Here is a 13,642-nt window from a genome sequence, read left to right on the forward strand (position 1 = left end):
CAGAGCCTGCAGCCCCTCATCCGGCCTTCCAGGCCACCTTCTCCCCGCTGGGGAGAAGAGAGAGGTGGCGCACCTTCCCAATCAGCCAACAACATCCTCTACACCGAACCGCAACACCACCTCGAACCCGTCCGCCCGGCCGCTGGCTGGCGAGAGCACCTCGAAGCCGGCATTCATCTGCTGCAGCAACCGCTCGGCGATCGACAGGCCGAGCCCCGAGCCGGGGGATAGGCTGTTGCCGCGACCGAAGCGTTTGCGGACTGCCGCCAGATCGTCCGGCGACAGGGCGGCCGCGCCATTGACGATACGGACCACGCCGCCCGCCTCCAGCCGGATGTTCACCGGCTCTTCGCCATCGCCATGCACAAGGGCATTTTCGATCAGGTTGCGCAGCACGATGGCAAAGGCGTCCTCGCTGTAGCTTCCTTTCAGCGCCGCCCCCGGTTCGCGGTAAAGATACAACCGCCTCGCGCCGGGCTCGCTGCGCATAAAATCGGTCACCACCAGTTCCAGCACGCGCGCCAGATCGACGGCGACGGTACCGGCGCCGATACCGGCTTCGGCCCGTGCCAATTGCAGCAGTTTCTCGGTGGTATGGCCAAGATTGGCCAGCGACAGTTCGATCTGCTGGGCGCGCCGCTTGCGTGGCCCCTCCAGCTCGGCGATCAGCATCTGCGTCTGCGCCAATGCGCCGGCGATCGGCGTTCTCAGCTCATGCGCACTGTTGGCGGTAAATTCCCGCTCCGCATCGAAAGCCGCCTGCAGCCGGCTCAGGAGCCGGTTGACGGAGCTGGCGATCGGCCGCAGCTCGCGCGGCAATATGCTGGAGGGCACCGGCGCCAGATTGCCGCCGTCCTTTTTCTCGATGGCCTCGCGCAGATCATCGACCGGCGCCAGCGCCCGGCGCACGATCAGCCAGACCAGCAGAATGCTGACCGGGATCAGCACCAGAACCGGCAGGAACAGCGCCATGCTGCCCTCCATCACCGCTTCGGTGCGATTGTCCATGGCGTCGGCCACCTGCACGAAGGTCAGGCCGTCGGCAGCGGTTGCCGTGTAAAAATGATCGGTGTCGTTTTCCCAGAACCCGCGCTTCAGCGGCACGTCGAACGGCTCCATCGGCGCATCATGCGAGCGGATCAGAATTTTGCCGGTCGCATCGCGCACCTGATAGACCAGATATTCCTCTCCCAGATCGGCGGCCTCGCTTTGAAAATGCCGGGGCGACGGCGGACCCTCGCGACGCTGCAGGTCGTCGAGCACCAAGGGCATCAGCCGTTCTGCCGTCTCCTGCAGCGAGCCGTTGAAGAATTCGTCGAATTCGTCCTTCATGACAGCAATGCCAAGGCCCGCCGCGATCAGCCAGAAAGCCACGGTCACGCCGGTGAGCCACAGGATCAACCGGCCGGTCATGCTGCGCGTGCGGGGTTTTTGCGGCGTCACGCCGGCACCCCGATCTTGTAGCCGACGCCGCGCACGGTGACGACGTAATCCCGGCCGAGTTTCTTGCGCAACCGGCTGACATAGACCTCCACCGTGTTGCTCTCGATCTCCGAGCCGAAGGCATAGAGCGCCTCTTCGATCTGCGCCTTGGATATGATCGCGCCGGGCCGCGACAAAAGCGTGTCGAGCACCGCCCACTCGCGCCCGGAAAGACCGACTTCCACGTCGCCGGCAAACACCCGCCGGTCGACGGGTGAGATCTTCAGGTCTCCGAAGCGGATCACCGGTGCAATATTGCCGCCGTAGCGGCGGATGACGGCGAGCATGCGGGCCGACAGTTCGCCGAGATCGAACGGCTTGACGAGATAATCGTCGGCGCCGCTGTTCAGCCCTTCGATCCGGTCGGAAATCTGGTCATGCGCAGTCAGGATGATCACCGGAGTGGCGTTGCCGCTTGCCCGCAACTCCTTCAGCAGGGATATCCCGCTGCCGTCCGGCAGGCGAAGATCGAGCAGGATCAGACCGTAGGAAACGGTGCGCAGCGACATCCGCGCATCGTCCAGCGTCTTCATCCAGTCGATGGCATGATCGGCGGCGGCGATATGATCGCGAACGGCCTCTCCCAGTATCTCATTGTCCTCGACGAGCAGAACACGCAAGCCGCTGGTCCTCTTATCGGTCAGCTCCACCAGCATTCTTATTCCCGCTTTGAGCTGCGCCGTCAAATGGGCTGAAGCCACGGCGATGGCCGCTTCCCGTGCAGGAGCGCGCCCATCCGTCAAACCGTCTTGCCCGCCGCTTAGGACGCCGCGCGGGTCCTGCACGTGGCCAAAGCGTCGAGCGCCGGTTCGTAAACCTTGGTCGAGACGTTCATCAGGCCAAGCACCGTGTGAAACAGGTTGTCATGCGAGCGCGGCTCGTCGAGCGTTGCCTGAAGGCAGGCCTGGTCGATCCCGGCCTTGGTTTCGCTGCCGGTCCAAAGCACAAACGGAATGTGGGTCTGCTGCGGCGGTGCGATGAAATACGGCGCGCCATGCAGATAGAGCCCGCGTTCGCCCAGCGACTCGCCGTGATCGGACATGTAGACCATCGCTCCCGCCATCCTGTCTTCGCGTGCCTTCAGCATGTCGATGACCGTCGAGAGAATGTAATCCGTATAGAGGATCGAATTGTCGTAGGCATCGACGATCTCCTGGCGTGAGCAATTGCCGAGTTCCGCTGTCCGGCATTCCGGCGTGAAGCGGCGGAAATTCTCCGGATAGCGCAGATGATAGGCCGGCCCGTGGCTGCCGAGCTGGTGGATCACCAGCACGCTGTCGCCCTTGACGCCGTCGAGCCAGGCGCCCAGCCGGTCGAGCGCAACCCCGTCCAGGCATTCGTTGTTCTTGCAGAACCGCGGGTCGTTGATGTCGGAAAACGACGTGTAGGCGATGCGGTCGGCAACGCCCTTGCTGCCGGTATTGTTCTCCCACCATTCCGCCTTCACCCCGGCACGGGTCAGCACGTCGAGCAGGTTTTCGGTCTCGAGCCCCTTTCGGTGCGTATAGCTGGAACGGGGATAGACGGAAAACATGCAGGGCAGAGACACTGCCGTCGACGTGCCGCAGCTCGACGTATCGGTAAAATATTGCACGTCCTGCCGGGCAAGCAGCGGATTGGTCTGGCGGGCGTAGCCGCCCAGCGAGAAATTCTCCGCCCGCGCCGTTTCCCCGGCGACGATGATGGTGACGCGCGGTTTTCCCGACTGTGTCGGCGCGATCACCCGGGCATCGGTGCCGAGCGGCTGCACGGCGACATTCTTGTCCGCCCCGGTCGCCACGCCATAGCGCACGGCATTGAAGATCGGCGCGACAGGGTTCAGCGTGGCGACGAGATCGCGGTGCTGGCGGATCGTCGATGCAAACGTCCGCACATTGGCAATGCTGACGGACGTGAAGACGGCCAGCAGGCACAGGATCAGCACGATATTGTGTTTGAACTTCTGAGGGAAAGGCCGGTGCTTGATGCGCACCACGGCGATCAGCAGCGACGGCACGATCCCGAACAGGAACATATGGGCAAGGAAACCCGCAGTCAGCAGATGGCCCGCTTCCGAACCGGTCGTCTCTGCCGCATTGCGGATCATGTCGACGTCGATGATGGTGCCGAATGTATCCATGAAGCGCGAACAGGCGGCGGCGATCATGATCAGCAGGATGAAAAACGGCTTCGTCAGATATTTCACCGAAGCCGTGACGCAGATCGCCGCAAACAGCGAAAACAGCCCGATGCCGAGCAGAAACACCGCGGTGCTCGGGGCAGCGAGATACTCCATGGCCTTCGACCAGAACGTCCTGTTGGCGACGGAGACGAGATAGAGCGCCACGATCAGGCTCAGCGTGACGCTGCCGATGACCGGGCGCAGCACGCGCGGCGTGGCGATTGATAGGCTTTCCACCGACAAGGAACTCTCCTGCAGGATAAGAGACGGGTGGATCCGGCCGCGACACGTCCGTCGCTGTCCAAACCGTCAGCCACGGTCCGGTGGCCGGGCAGTGCCGCGGCCGTTTCCATTCCCGCACATCTGGTCCGGCTTTCTGACAGGAACCTGAACGGTCAACAGGACAGCGCGGCCAGTGTCGGACGACGCGGCGAAAGCCAGGCGCGCCTGCCTTGTCCACGTTCAGGCTGCTGTCAGCATCCGCAGGCACGGTCCCATCGACACTGGAGATTGCTGTTTGAAAGCGCGTCGAATTCCGTTTGGATTGCTCTATATCGCCCTCCTCATCCTGGTGATCGTCCTGATCCCGATGATCCAGTTTTCCGGATCGCAATCCTCCGCGCTGACGCACAGGCTGTCCTCGGCAACGGCGCTGCGCATGGATACGATGAGCCGTTGAAAAGCCTCATGACCGGCTGACGCGCGCCATCCGTGCAGCAACTGAAAAACGGCGTCGATCGTCGGGACCCGCCAAAAACGCCGGTTCGAAGCTCTTTTCAAAATGGAACCAAGCCCTAGTATTTCTGTTGAGATCCATCTCAAGCACCCCAAGGTCGAGGCATTTAAGCAGCACATCGACCTGAAATTGCTCAGGAAGATAAAAACAGATGATGCTGGAAGACCTTTATCGATTGTTGAAAAGCGGACACGTGCAGGCACAGGGCGTCGTGGATACGATGACGCAGCCCATCGTGGTTCTCGATCAGAATTTCTGCGTGACCACCGCGAACAACGCCTTCATCAGATCCTTCAAGGTCAATCGGGACGATATCCTCGGGGAGAGCTTCTTTGGCCTCGGGGACGGCCAGTGGGACATCGCCGAGCTTAGAAATCTGCTGGCATCGGTCATCCCGAAAGCTGCGGCGGTGATCGGCTTCGAGGTGAAGCATGACTTTCCAAAGATCGGGCTGCGAACCTTTCTGATCGATGCCCGCCGCCTCATCCACCCGAATGATAACGGCACGAACATCCTCGTCCTTTTCGATGACGTCACGGACCGTCAGCATCACGATGCCGAAATGGAATTCATTGTCTCCGAAACGCGGCACCGGATGAACAACCTCTTTGCCGTGGTGCGTTCGATCGCCATGCAGACCAGCGTCGAAGACCGCACGGCGGTTGACTATCGCGAAACGCTGCTGGGGCGTTTGGAGACGACGTTCCGGGCGCAGGAAATTGCCGCGACGCGTGACGCCGCCGATTTTGAAGACGTCCTGAGACTGGCAGTCGGCGAACTGGGCGTCGGCCGCCTCTCCTGCAACGGTCCGGCTATCGAGCTTGAAAGCCCGAAGGTGCTTTCGATCAGCTTGATTTTCCATGAACTGACCACCAATGCGGTGAAATACGGCGCTTTTTCCACCCCCGAGGGCAAAGTCCACGTCACGTGGACGCTGGACGGCACCGCGCCGGAGCGGCCATACCTGACCTGCGAATGGCGCGAGGAAAACGGTCCTCGCGTCAAACTGCCGGAACGGAAAGGGTATGGCACGACATTGATGAAAGGCACCTCCGCTCAACTGGGGGGTGACATGGAACTGACCTATGCTCCGGGCGGTTTGACCGCCGTCCTCAAGATACCGGTGCAATGACGATGCGCAATCCTGTGGGAGATGTCGATCATAGGACCTGCATTCTCGTCGTCGAGGATGAACTGTTCCTGGCGATGGAACTGGAAACCGCCTTGACCGCTGGCGGCTTTCGGGTTCTGGGGCCGGCCGCCTCGGTCAAGGATGCGCTTGATCTGCTCGGCCGCGAATGTCCCGATGCGGCTGTTCTCGATTTCAATCTCGGCAGGGACAAGGTCACGCCTGTCGCCCTTCAGTTAAAATCGCTTGGCGTGCCGTTCGTCCTTGCCAGTGCCAGCAGCGCGGCAGAGTTGTCGCGCTATGCTGTCCTTGCGGATGTTGCCAATCTTGGCAAGCCGACGGATATGAAGCGCCTCGTCGCCGCTGTCCGTGCCCTCCATGCGTGAGCATCGCGGCATGCGCGTCGATGGCGCCGCCTCGATCGACCCGGCGTAAAGGATCATCCCCGTACTTCGCAACCCGACCGGCGGCGGGCAGCGTGATGGCGCGCAGGAAACGGGTGGCGGCATCCGGCCCGTGCTGCGATTGAACCTCCCGCAACCAGAGGAGTTTCCATCATGTCCACGCTTTCCAACAAGGTCGCCATCATCACCGGCGCCAGTTCCGGTATCGGCCGCGCAACGGCAAAACTGTTTGCCCGCGAAGGTGCAAGCCTGATCGTCTCGGGCCGCCGCCGGACCGCCCTCGACGAACTCGTCGCGGAGATCGAGGCCGAAGGCGGCAAGGCGTTCGCCATCGACGGCGATGTCCGCGACGAGGCCCACGCCCGCGCCCTGGTCGCCGCTGCCACGGAAACATTCGGCGGTCTCGATATCGCCTTCAACAATGCCGGCACGACCGGAGAAATGGCTGCGATCGCCGATCTTTCGACAGCCGGATGGCAGGAAACCATCGACACCAACCTGACAAGCGCCTATTTCGGCGCCAAATATCAGGTCCCCGCCATGGCATCGCGCGGCGCAGGCTCGCTGATCTTCACCTCCAGCTTTGTCGGGCATACTGCCGGCATGCCCAACACCAGCGCCTATGCCGCAGCAAAAGCCGGATTGATCGGCCTGACCCAGAGCCTTGCTGCGGAACTGGGGCAGAAGGGTATCCGCGTCAACGCGATCCTGCCCGGCGGCACCGATACGCCGATGAGCTTTACCAATGCGCCCGGCGCCGGGCCGGAAGTTCTTGCCTTCGTCGAAGGCCTGCATGCCCTGAAGCGCATGGCCAAACCGGAGGAGATCGCCCGCTCCGTCCTCTACCTCGCCTCGGATGCGTCAAGCTTCACGACCGGCACAGCCATGCTTGTCGACGGCGGCGTCTCGATCAACCGGACGTAAAAAAAATTATCCCCGCAAATCCCCGCCCCCAAAAACCGTGGCACAATCATCTCGTCCTGCCATCGGATACACCGGAAAGCGTTGCCGGCGAGGTGGGGCCGGTGCCTTCGGTCTGTGTTTGAAACGCAGGCGCGGCTGTTGGGGCCTGCAGAAAGTGGTTTCCCTCCCGTCTGAAAAATGGCGGGGCGTGCCTGTGAGGCACACATGAGGACCGGCGACGGGTGTGTCGAGAGACAGGCCTTTCGTGGCGAGACGGCGAACAGCCGTAAGCGCCGCCCCGTATCAAAAGGGTGCCGTCATCCCCGCAGAGAAATCGAAGTTGCAGGTAAAAACCACCGAGACGGGGCACATCGCGTGTCATTTACTACCAAACACTTCGGCACACGATGTGCCCCGGCCGATCCTGCCGGCGCCCCGGCGCAAAAAGATCACCGCAACGGCATGCCACGGGCGAAACACGCCGCGTGAATGCGAACGCCTGTCTTGTCTGATCCCGTAGCCAAAGGAACATCCCATGCCAAAACCGGATCTTTCCGAATATGAAAAACGCGTGTCCGCCGATCACGAACGCCAATGCCGCACCACCTTGACCATTCACAGCGCATGGCGCGTCTGCCCAATCCGCAAATGCCGCCGCGATAACGCCTGCAGCGGGGAAATGCTTGCCTCCGAGCACCAGGAGCGCAAAATCCGCGCCCAGCGCGAAACCGGCCTGTCCGGCAACGCCTGCGCAAAACTGCCACGCTGCATGGCAACAGCCAGTGTCGCAGCTTTCGAGACATTTGCGGAATGCCTCGATGATCTTCAAAGAGACATGATTGCCTATCCGGATGAAGACCTGCCGAAATTCGATCGTTGCCTGAAAGGCCGCCAGACGAGGCGCGACACTGCCAACCCTTGACTTTCATGACTGATCATCCGACTTCACAAGGGTATGATCCAAGGAGTTCCGACCATGAGTGAACAGGCCCGCAGCACCATCGACCAGACCGAAGTCGACCGGTTTTCCGCCATGGCCGCCGAGTGGTGGGATCCGAAGGGCAAATTCCGGCCGCTGCACAAGTTCAATCCGGTCCGTCTCACCTATATCCGCGACCGCGTTTCGGATAATTTCGGCCGCGAGGCCAAGGCGCTGCAGCCGCTGAAGGGCCTGCGCGTCCTCGATATCGGCTGCGGCGGCGGCCTCCTATCAGAGCCGATGGCCCGCATGGGTGGCGACGTGGTCGGCGCCGACGCCTCGGAAAAGAACATCATGATCGCCAAGACCCACGCGGCCGGCAGCGGCGTCGCCGTCGATTACCGGGCGGTGACGGCGGAATCGCTTGCCGAAGCCGGCGAGACCTTCGATGTCGTGCTCAACATGGAAGTGGTCGAGCATGTCGCCGATGTCGAATTCTTCATCAGCACCTGCGCCTCGATGGTGCGCCCCGGCGGCCTGATGTTCGTCGCCACCATCAACCGCACGGTGAAGGCGGCGGCACTTGCCATCTTCGCCGCCGAAAACGTCCTGCGCTGGCTGCCGCGCGGCACCCACCAATATGAAAAGCTGGTGCGCCCCGAAGAACTCGAAAAGCCGATCACGGCAAGCGGGATGCAGATCACCGATCGCACCGGCGTCTTTTTCAATCCGCTGTCCAACCAGTGGAACCTGTCGAAGGACATGGACGTCAACTACATGATCGTCGCCAAGCGCCCGGCGTAACCACGGGCTCCCTGCCCTGCCGCGATCTGCTTCGCGGCAGAATTTTTTCGGCGCTGGCGGGCCTTTAGCCCTTTTGCCGCGCCATCCATTCGTCCTTGAGCAGCGCATAGATGAATTCGTCGCCCCAGATGCCGTTGAACTGGTCGTTCTGGATCAGATGGGCCTCGCGCCGCATGCCCAGCCGTTCGACAACCCCGACCGAGCCGGCATTCGCGGCATCGAGCCGGGCAAAGGCGGTGGAAATTCAACCGCGAAAACGCGAAGTCCAGAACGGCCCGCATCGCCTCGGTAGCATAGCCCTTGCCTGCAAAGACCGGATTGAAGATGTAACCGACCTCCACCTGCCGTGCGATCGCACTTGCAAGCTTCAGCACCACTTCGCCAATGACGGCACCGTCCTCGCGGCGCTCGACGGCAAACACGGCGGCATCATCGTCCTCGCGTAGCCGCGGCGCGCTCGCCCTCTGGAATTTTTCGGCAGCCGCAGCATCGTCAAGCGGCTCGGCATAGAGATAACGGTAGACCTCCGGCTGGCTGTGATAGGCATGAAAAGCCGCAAAATCGCCGGGCACGAACCGCCGTATTTCAAGGCGTTCAGTCAAAAAGCGAAGGTCGGAAAAATCCATCAGTCTCGAAACTCCATTCTGCATACCGCCCGCAGATGGGTATCAAGCCGTTGAATTAAAAGAGTGCTGCAACCTTTCCCATGATCGGGAAAACCCGACGCCTGCCCGGGCCACCTCAAGAAGCCAATGCACCATCATCCCCGCCCCTTGCCGCTGTGCTAGACTGCAATAGATCGAGCCAGACGGAGGAAATTATGTCCTGGGTCGTTCAGTTCTTTGACAAAGTGGGGGCTTGCAGACAGCCGAACTCAACCCCGCGTGTCGGATGTAAGCACGTTCATGTGATGAGATTTTTTAAGTCACGTCGGCCGTCGATGACGCGTACGATTTCCACCACTTTCACAAGGCCTTCGTCGTTATTGGGTATCGTCTCGTAGAGGATCACAAACGGCGCCTCCACAAGCATTCGAGCAGCCGGGCTGATCTCCGGATGTCGCATACCGAGGCGCGGCTGGTCGATCAGAAGGCCGGCTTTGTGCTGAAACCGCTCGTAGAAGCGCTCGGCGGCCTGTGGTTGCTCACGGCCGATTTCCACATAGATTCGGCGGATATCCGCCTGTGCCAAGGGTGACCAGACGAGATCAGCCGGCACGTTTCTGCGCGGCGCGGAGTTCCTGACGGGCTTCCTCACGCAGTTTGTCAAAGTCGACAGCCGTAGGCTCGCCGCTGGCCTTGCCCTCATTCCACAGCTCGCTCAGCCTGCGTGTATCGGCTTGCCGAACCTCCCATTTAGCAGACCAGTCACGCACGGCTTCGCGGACAATTTCACTGGTTGTAGCGTAGGCACCGGTTCCCACAACATCGCGAAGCATCGCCGCCTGCTGCGTTGTCAACGCGACACTGATTTTCTCTACGTTGGACATCCGAAATTCCCAGACTTGAATGGTAGCAAATATTACTACCGTTTGACCTCGCTGCCAAGCAGATCGGGCAACTGCGTTCCCGCCCCTTGCCCCGCCCTAGACTTTCAACGTCAGCACATGCGCCAACAGATCGGCCTGCCCTTTGGCATTCTCCTCCGTGATCCGCCAGACTTTTTCAGGGTCGATCGCATAGACTTTGCCATCGGCGGTAAAGGGTTCTTTGAAAGTGAATGCTCTGGCTGATGCGGCCGTCCTCTCAGTTCACATCGTCGGGCAGCACCGGCAGGGCGGCAATCTCGATGCCTTCCTCGAGCAGGGCCTTGGCTTCATCGATCGTCGCCTGGCCGATCAACCCGCGCTGCTCGGCTTCGCCATAATGGATCTTGCGCGCTTCCTCGGGAAACTTCGCCCCGACATCCTCGGCATTTTCGCGAATGGACGTGACCAGTTCGCGGATCTTGGCGACCGCCTCCTTGCGGGCCTGATCCATCATCAGAACCTTGGTCTCGTCCTTCTTGCGGGCCGTAGAGACCGAAGGCGCCATCAGTTCCTTGCCGACGGTGGCCGAACCGCAAACGGGACAGGAAACCAGCCCGAGTTCAGCCTGGCGGTCGAAGTCGGCGCTCGAGGAAAACCATCCTTCGAACGAATGGCCGTTGTCACAGGCAAGCGTGTACTTGATCAAGCGGCCACGTCCTTGGAAGCGCTGGGCACTTCCTCCAGCGTGAATGCCCGGCCATTCTTCAGGTTGGGAATTTTCGCCCGCGCCGCCGCAACCGCGCCGATGTCGATATCAGCGACAACGATGCCCTCGCCGGTGCCGCCAGCGGACGCGAGAATGCGTCCCCACGGATCGATGATCATCGAATGGCCAAACGTCTCGCGGCCATCCTCATGCACGCCTGCCTGGGCCGCGGCAATGACGAACATGCCATTTTCGATGGCGCGGGCGCGCAGCAGGATTTCCCAATGCGCCTCGCCGGTCTGGCGGGTAAAGGCGGCCGGTACCGACATGATCTGCACTCCGGCCGCAGCCTGCGCCCGGAAGAGTTCGGGGAAACGCACGTCGTAGCAGATGGCGCAGCCGAGCTTGCCGAACGGCAGGCTGACCAGCCGCGCCGTGCCGCCCGGCGTATAGGCGGAGCTTTCCCGCCAGCTCTCGCCATTGTCGAGATCGACATCGAACATGTGGATCTTGTCGTAATGGGTGATCTTCTGGCCATCCGGGCCGAACAGAAAGCCGCGATTGGCCATCTTGCCATCGGCAAGCCCGATCGCCGTCGAGCCGACATGCAGGTAAATGCCGAGTTCGCCGGCAAGCTTCGACGCTGCGGCAACGATCAGATCATTGCTCTCGTCGCGCAACGCCGCCTTCATCGCAGCGCGGTCCCGCTGCAGCGCACCGGTCATTTCCGGCGTCTGCAAATAGGTTGCGCCCTGTGCGGCGGCCTCGCGCACGAACCGTACCATCGTCTCGGCATTGCGAGCCGGGTCGACACCGGAACACATCTGGATCGCTGCGGCCTTGAGCGTCATGGAAGCGTCTCCTTACGCGGCGAGCATCGCGTCCAGCTTGCCGGCGCGTTCCAGCGCATGCAGGTCGTCGCAGCCGCCGATATGGGCATTGTTGATGAAGATCTGCGGGAAGGTCGTGCCGCCGTTCGAGCGCTCGATCATCTTCTGGCGAACCTCCGGCGCATAGGTCGCGTCATGTTCCTCGAACGTCACGCCCTTGGTTTCCAGAAGTTTCTTCGCAGCGGAACAATAGCCGCAGAATTGACGGGTATAAATGACGACCGAAGCCATGAGTTGATCTGCTCCTTCGCCGGCCCTGCGCCAGCATCACATACCGTGTCATATAAGACCGGACACGGCTCTTGCAAAGGTCAAAACGGTGACATCCGCCGCCCCCGCCTTCTTCAGCGCCCTTGTGGCAGCCGATACCATCGCCCCTGTGGTATAGACATCGTCGACCAGAACGACCCGCTTGCCGAACAGCGCCGCCCTGCCGGTCCCGGTCACCGAGAAGGCGCCGCGCACATTCTCCTGCCGCTGGCTGACGCCCAGCCCCACCTGCTGGGCGGTGCATCTGTTGCGGATCAGCGCGGCGGCCAGAAAAGGTTTACCCGAGCTATGGGCAATCGCCCGGGCAAGCTCGGCGGACTGGTTGAACTTGCGGCTCCAGAGGCGAAAAGCGTGCAGCGGCACCGGAACGACCACATCGCAGGCCGCAACTGTGCCGTCGCTGGCCCTTATCATCCATTCCGCCATCATCACGGCCAGATCGGTGCGGTCGCGGTATTTCAGGCCGTGGACAAGCGACTTGGCAATGCCGTCATGGATGGCGACGGAGCGCAGCCGGTCGAATACCGGCGGATTGGCAATGGCATCGGCCGACAGGATGCCAGCCCCCAGATCATGCGAAAACGGCAGGCCCAGAACCTCGCAATAGGGCCGCTCGATCAGCCGCAGCGTCGCCCAGCACGCGGCACAGACACCGCGATGCCGCCCGGTCATGCGGCCGCAACCGGCACAGACCGGCGGATAGACCGCATCCACCGCAGCAGACCACAGCCCGCGCAAACCTCCACGCAAGCTATTGGCCAGCCGCCACCCCGGATTTTCCGCCTCTTCGTCCCCCATGAGGTTGACATTACGGCGAGCCGGGTTTCATTGCGATCAGATTTTCGAGCGATCAGGAAAGCCAAGCCATGGATATCGTTTTCGACCAGACGCTCATCGAGGCCCGGCGCAAGCGCGCCTTTCGCAACGGCGATCCAAAGGCGCAATTCCTGCTGGAGATTGCCGCCCAAGAGCTGTCCGAACGCCTGAGCGTGGTCGAACGGCATTTCGACAAGGCCATCGAACTGCACGGTTATACCGGACTGACGGCCCGCTACATCGCCAATACCGGCAAGGTCACCGAAATCGAGCGGGTCGAAACGGATGCCGCTTTTGCCGCCGCAAATGAAAAAGTCTCCGCCGCGTCACTGGAGACGGTGCCGCTTGCAGCGGAATCGGCAAACCTGATCGTCTCGCCGCTGTCGCTGCACCTGACCAACGATACGCCCGGCGTGTTCATCCAGGTGCGCCGTGCGCTGAAACCCGATGGCCTGTTCCTCGCCGCCATTCCCGGCTCCGGCACCTTGCAGGAATTGCGCGAGGTTCTTCTTGCCGCCGAAAGCGAATTGACCGGCGGCGCCAGCCCGCGTGTCATCCCCTTTGCCGACGTCCGCGATATCGGCGCGCTGCTACAACGTGCCGGCTTCAGCCTGCCGGTTGCCGATACCGAAAGCTATACGGTGCGTTACGCGTCGCTGTTTTCGCTGTTGAAAGACCTGCGGTCGATGGGCATGACCAATCCGCTCGCAGCCCGCAGCCGCAAACCGCTGACCCGCCGCTTTTTCGTGCGTGCCGCCGAAATCTACGCCGAGCGTTTTGGCGACCCTGACGGCCGCATCCGGGCGACGTTTTCAATTATCTATATTTCCGGATGGGCACCGCACGAAAGCCAGCAGAAACCGCTGAAACCGGGCTCGGCGAAACAACGGCTGTCCGATGCGCTGAGCACGCGGGAACTGCCGTTGAAGGATGGACAATAAGAATGCGTGTCGG

The 13,642-nt window shown here is 61.7% G+C and carries 16 protein-coding genes and 1 pseudogene; 7 read left to right on the forward strand and 10 right to left on the reverse strand.

The features are described 5' to 3' along the window. Nucleotides 1-81 precede the first annotated feature (81 nt). From ACP7BS_RS15620 to ACP7BS_RS15630, 3 genes are all read right to left on the reverse strand, one after another. Nucleotides 82-1,413 carry a sensor histidine kinase gene (locus ACP7BS_RS15620; RefSeq protein ID WP_426239032.1) on the reverse strand — a complete coding sequence of 444 codons (1,332 nt, stop codon included), beginning with the start codon at nt 1,411-1,413 and terminating at the stop codon, nt 82-84. Between the two features lie 26 nt (nt 1,414-1,439). Continuing rightward, nucleotides 1,440-2,102 (reverse strand): response regulator transcription factor, encoded by a 663-nt coding sequence (locus ACP7BS_RS15625; RefSeq protein ID WP_426229481.1) that lies wholly within the window; start codon nt 2,100-2,102, stop codon nt 1,440-1,442. A 140-nt stretch (nt 2,103-2,242) separates the two neighbouring features. Then, nucleotides 2,243-3,880 carry a phosphoethanolamine transferase gene (locus ACP7BS_RS15630; RefSeq protein ID WP_426239033.1) on the reverse strand — a complete coding sequence of 546 codons (1,638 nt, stop codon included), beginning with the start codon at nt 3,878-3,880 and terminating at the stop codon, nt 2,243-2,245. Nucleotides 3,881-4,160: 280 nt separating this feature from the next. Between ACP7BS_RS15630 and ACP7BS_RS15635 the strand changes: the two genes are divergently transcribed. From ACP7BS_RS15635 to ubiG, 6 genes are all read left to right on the forward strand, one after another. Continuing rightward, entirely contained in the window at nt 4,161-4,322 is a 162-nt protein-coding gene (locus tag ACP7BS_RS15635; protein WP_426229483.1) for a hypothetical protein, read from the forward strand. Nucleotides 4,323-4,530: 208 nt separating this feature from the next. Beyond that, nucleotides 4,531-5,511 (forward strand): sensor histidine kinase, encoded by a 981-nt coding sequence (locus ACP7BS_RS15640; RefSeq protein WP_426238850.1) that lies wholly within the window; start codon nt 4,531-4,533, stop codon nt 5,509-5,511. Then, complete coding sequence (locus ACP7BS_RS15645) at nt 5,508-5,894, forward strand: response regulator (protein WP_426238851.1); 387 nt, start codon at nt 5,508-5,510, stop codon at nt 5,892-5,894. The genes ACP7BS_RS15640 and ACP7BS_RS15645 overlap by 4 nt, the downstream gene beginning before the upstream one ends. 171 nt (nt 5,895-6,065) lie before the next feature. Next, nucleotides 6,066-6,836, forward strand: a complete 771-nt coding sequence (locus ACP7BS_RS15650; protein ID WP_426238852.1) for an SDR family oxidoreductase — start codon at nt 6,066-6,068, stop codon at nt 6,834-6,836. Nucleotides 6,837-7,350: 514 nt separating this feature from the next. After that, on the forward strand, nt 7,351-7,737 hold the full coding sequence (locus ACP7BS_RS15655; RefSeq protein WP_426238853.1) for a hypothetical protein: 387 nt from the start codon (nt 7,351-7,353) through the stop codon (nt 7,735-7,737). A 54-nt stretch (nt 7,738-7,791) separates the two neighbouring features. Beyond that, on the forward strand, nt 7,792-8,538 hold the full coding sequence (gene ubiG / locus ACP7BS_RS15660; RefSeq protein ID WP_426238854.1) for a bifunctional 2-polyprenyl-6-hydroxyphenol methylase/3-demethylubiquinol 3-O-methyltransferase UbiG: 747 nt from the start codon (nt 7,792-7,794) through the stop codon (nt 8,536-8,538). Nucleotides 8,539-8,825: 287 nt separating this feature from the next. Here the strand turns inward: ubiG and ACP7BS_RS15665 are convergent. The 7 genes and pseudogenes from ACP7BS_RS15665 to ACP7BS_RS15695 form a co-directional block, all read right to left on the reverse strand. Further along, nucleotides 8,826-9,188: pseudogene (locus ACP7BS_RS15665) on the reverse strand (GNAT family N-acetyltransferase); the annotation flags it as partial. A gap of 253 nt (nt 9,189-9,441) precedes the next feature. Next, nucleotides 9,442-9,756: a type II toxin-antitoxin system RelE/ParE family toxin gene (locus ACP7BS_RS15670; protein ID WP_426238855.1), complete on the reverse strand. Its 315-nt coding sequence runs from the start codon at nt 9,754-9,756 to the stop codon at nt 9,442-9,444. Further along, a complete protein-coding gene (locus ACP7BS_RS15675; protein ID WP_426238856.1) occupies nt 9,746-10,027 on the reverse strand; it encodes a ribbon-helix-helix domain-containing protein in 282 nt (93 codons plus the stop codon). Before ACP7BS_RS15675 ends, ACP7BS_RS15670 begins: the two co-directional genes overlap by 11 nt. Before the next feature lie 256 nt (nt 10,028-10,283). Further along, entirely contained in the window at nt 10,284-10,712 is a 429-nt protein-coding gene (locus ACP7BS_RS15680; protein WP_426229492.1) for a DUF1178 family protein, read from the reverse strand. Next, nucleotides 10,709-11,563 (reverse strand): carbon-nitrogen hydrolase family protein, encoded by an 855-nt coding sequence (locus ACP7BS_RS15685; RefSeq protein ID WP_426238857.1) that lies wholly within the window; start codon nt 11,561-11,563, stop codon nt 10,709-10,711. The genes ACP7BS_RS15680 and ACP7BS_RS15685 overlap by 4 nt, the downstream gene beginning before the upstream one ends. A gap of 12 nt (nt 11,564-11,575) precedes the next feature. After that, nucleotides 11,576-11,833, reverse strand: coding sequence for a glutaredoxin 3 (grxC, locus tag ACP7BS_RS15690; protein ID WP_426131566.1), 258 nt, complete (start codon nt 11,831-11,833; stop codon nt 11,576-11,578). A 48-nt stretch (nt 11,834-11,881) separates the two neighbouring features. Further along, nucleotides 11,882-12,670: a ComF family protein gene (locus ACP7BS_RS15695; protein WP_426238858.1), complete on the reverse strand. Its 789-nt coding sequence runs from the start codon at nt 12,668-12,670 to the stop codon at nt 11,882-11,884. Between the two features lie 68 nt (nt 12,671-12,738). Between ACP7BS_RS15695 and ACP7BS_RS15700 the strand changes: the two genes are divergently transcribed. Continuing rightward, complete coding sequence (locus ACP7BS_RS15700; protein ID WP_426238859.1) at nt 12,739-13,629, forward strand: methyltransferase domain-containing protein; 891 nt, start codon at nt 12,739-12,741, stop codon at nt 13,627-13,629. The last annotated feature ends 13 nt before the right edge of the window (nt 13,630-13,642 follow it).

It is taken from the genome of Pararhizobium sp. DWP1-1-3, assembly GCF_049896125.1.
GTDB lineage: Bacteria > Pseudomonadota > Alphaproteobacteria > Rhizobiales > Rhizobiaceae > Pararhizobium.

Bases quoted from the DNA above. Each gene is read 5' to 3' on its own strand.
- ACP7BS_RS15620 (WP_426239032.1), bottom strand. From the start codon at position 1,413: ATGACCGGCCGGTTGATCCTGTGGCTCACCGGCGTGACCGTGGCTTTC.
- ACP7BS_RS15640 (WP_426238850.1), top strand. From the start codon at position 4,531: ATGATGCTGGAAGACCTTTATCGATTGTTGAAAAGCGGACACGTGCAG.
- ACP7BS_RS15645 (WP_426238851.1), top strand. From the start codon at position 5,508: ATGACGATGCGCAATCCTGTGGGAGATGTCGATCATAGGACCTGCATT.
- ACP7BS_RS15650 (WP_426238852.1), top strand. From the start codon at position 6,066: ATGTCCACGCTTTCCAACAAGGTCGCCATCATCACCGGCGCCAGTTCC.
- ACP7BS_RS15655 (WP_426238853.1), top strand. From the start codon at position 7,351: ATGCCAAAACCGGATCTTTCCGAATATGAAAAACGCGTGTCCGCCGAT.
- ubiG (WP_426238854.1), top strand. From the start codon at position 7,792: ATGAGTGAACAGGCCCGCAGCACCATCGACCAGACCGAAGTCGACCGG.
- ACP7BS_RS15675 (WP_426238856.1), bottom strand. From the start codon at position 10,027: ATGTCCAACGTAGAGAAAATCAGTGTCGCGTTGACAACGCAGCAGGCG.
- ACP7BS_RS15685 (WP_426238857.1), bottom strand. From the start codon at position 11,563: ATGACGCTCAAGGCCGCAGCGATCCAGATGTGTTCCGGTGTCGACCCG.
- grxC (WP_426131566.1), bottom strand. From the start codon at position 11,833: ATGGCTTCGGTCGTCATTTATACCCGTCAATTCTGCGGCTATTGTTCC.
- ACP7BS_RS15695 (WP_426238858.1), bottom strand. From the start codon at position 12,670: ATGGGGGACGAAGAGGCGGAAAATCCGGGGTGGCGGCTGGCCAATAGC.
- ACP7BS_RS15700 (WP_426238859.1), top strand. From the start codon at position 12,739: ATGGATATCGTTTTCGACCAGACGCTCATCGAGGCCCGGCGCAAGCGC.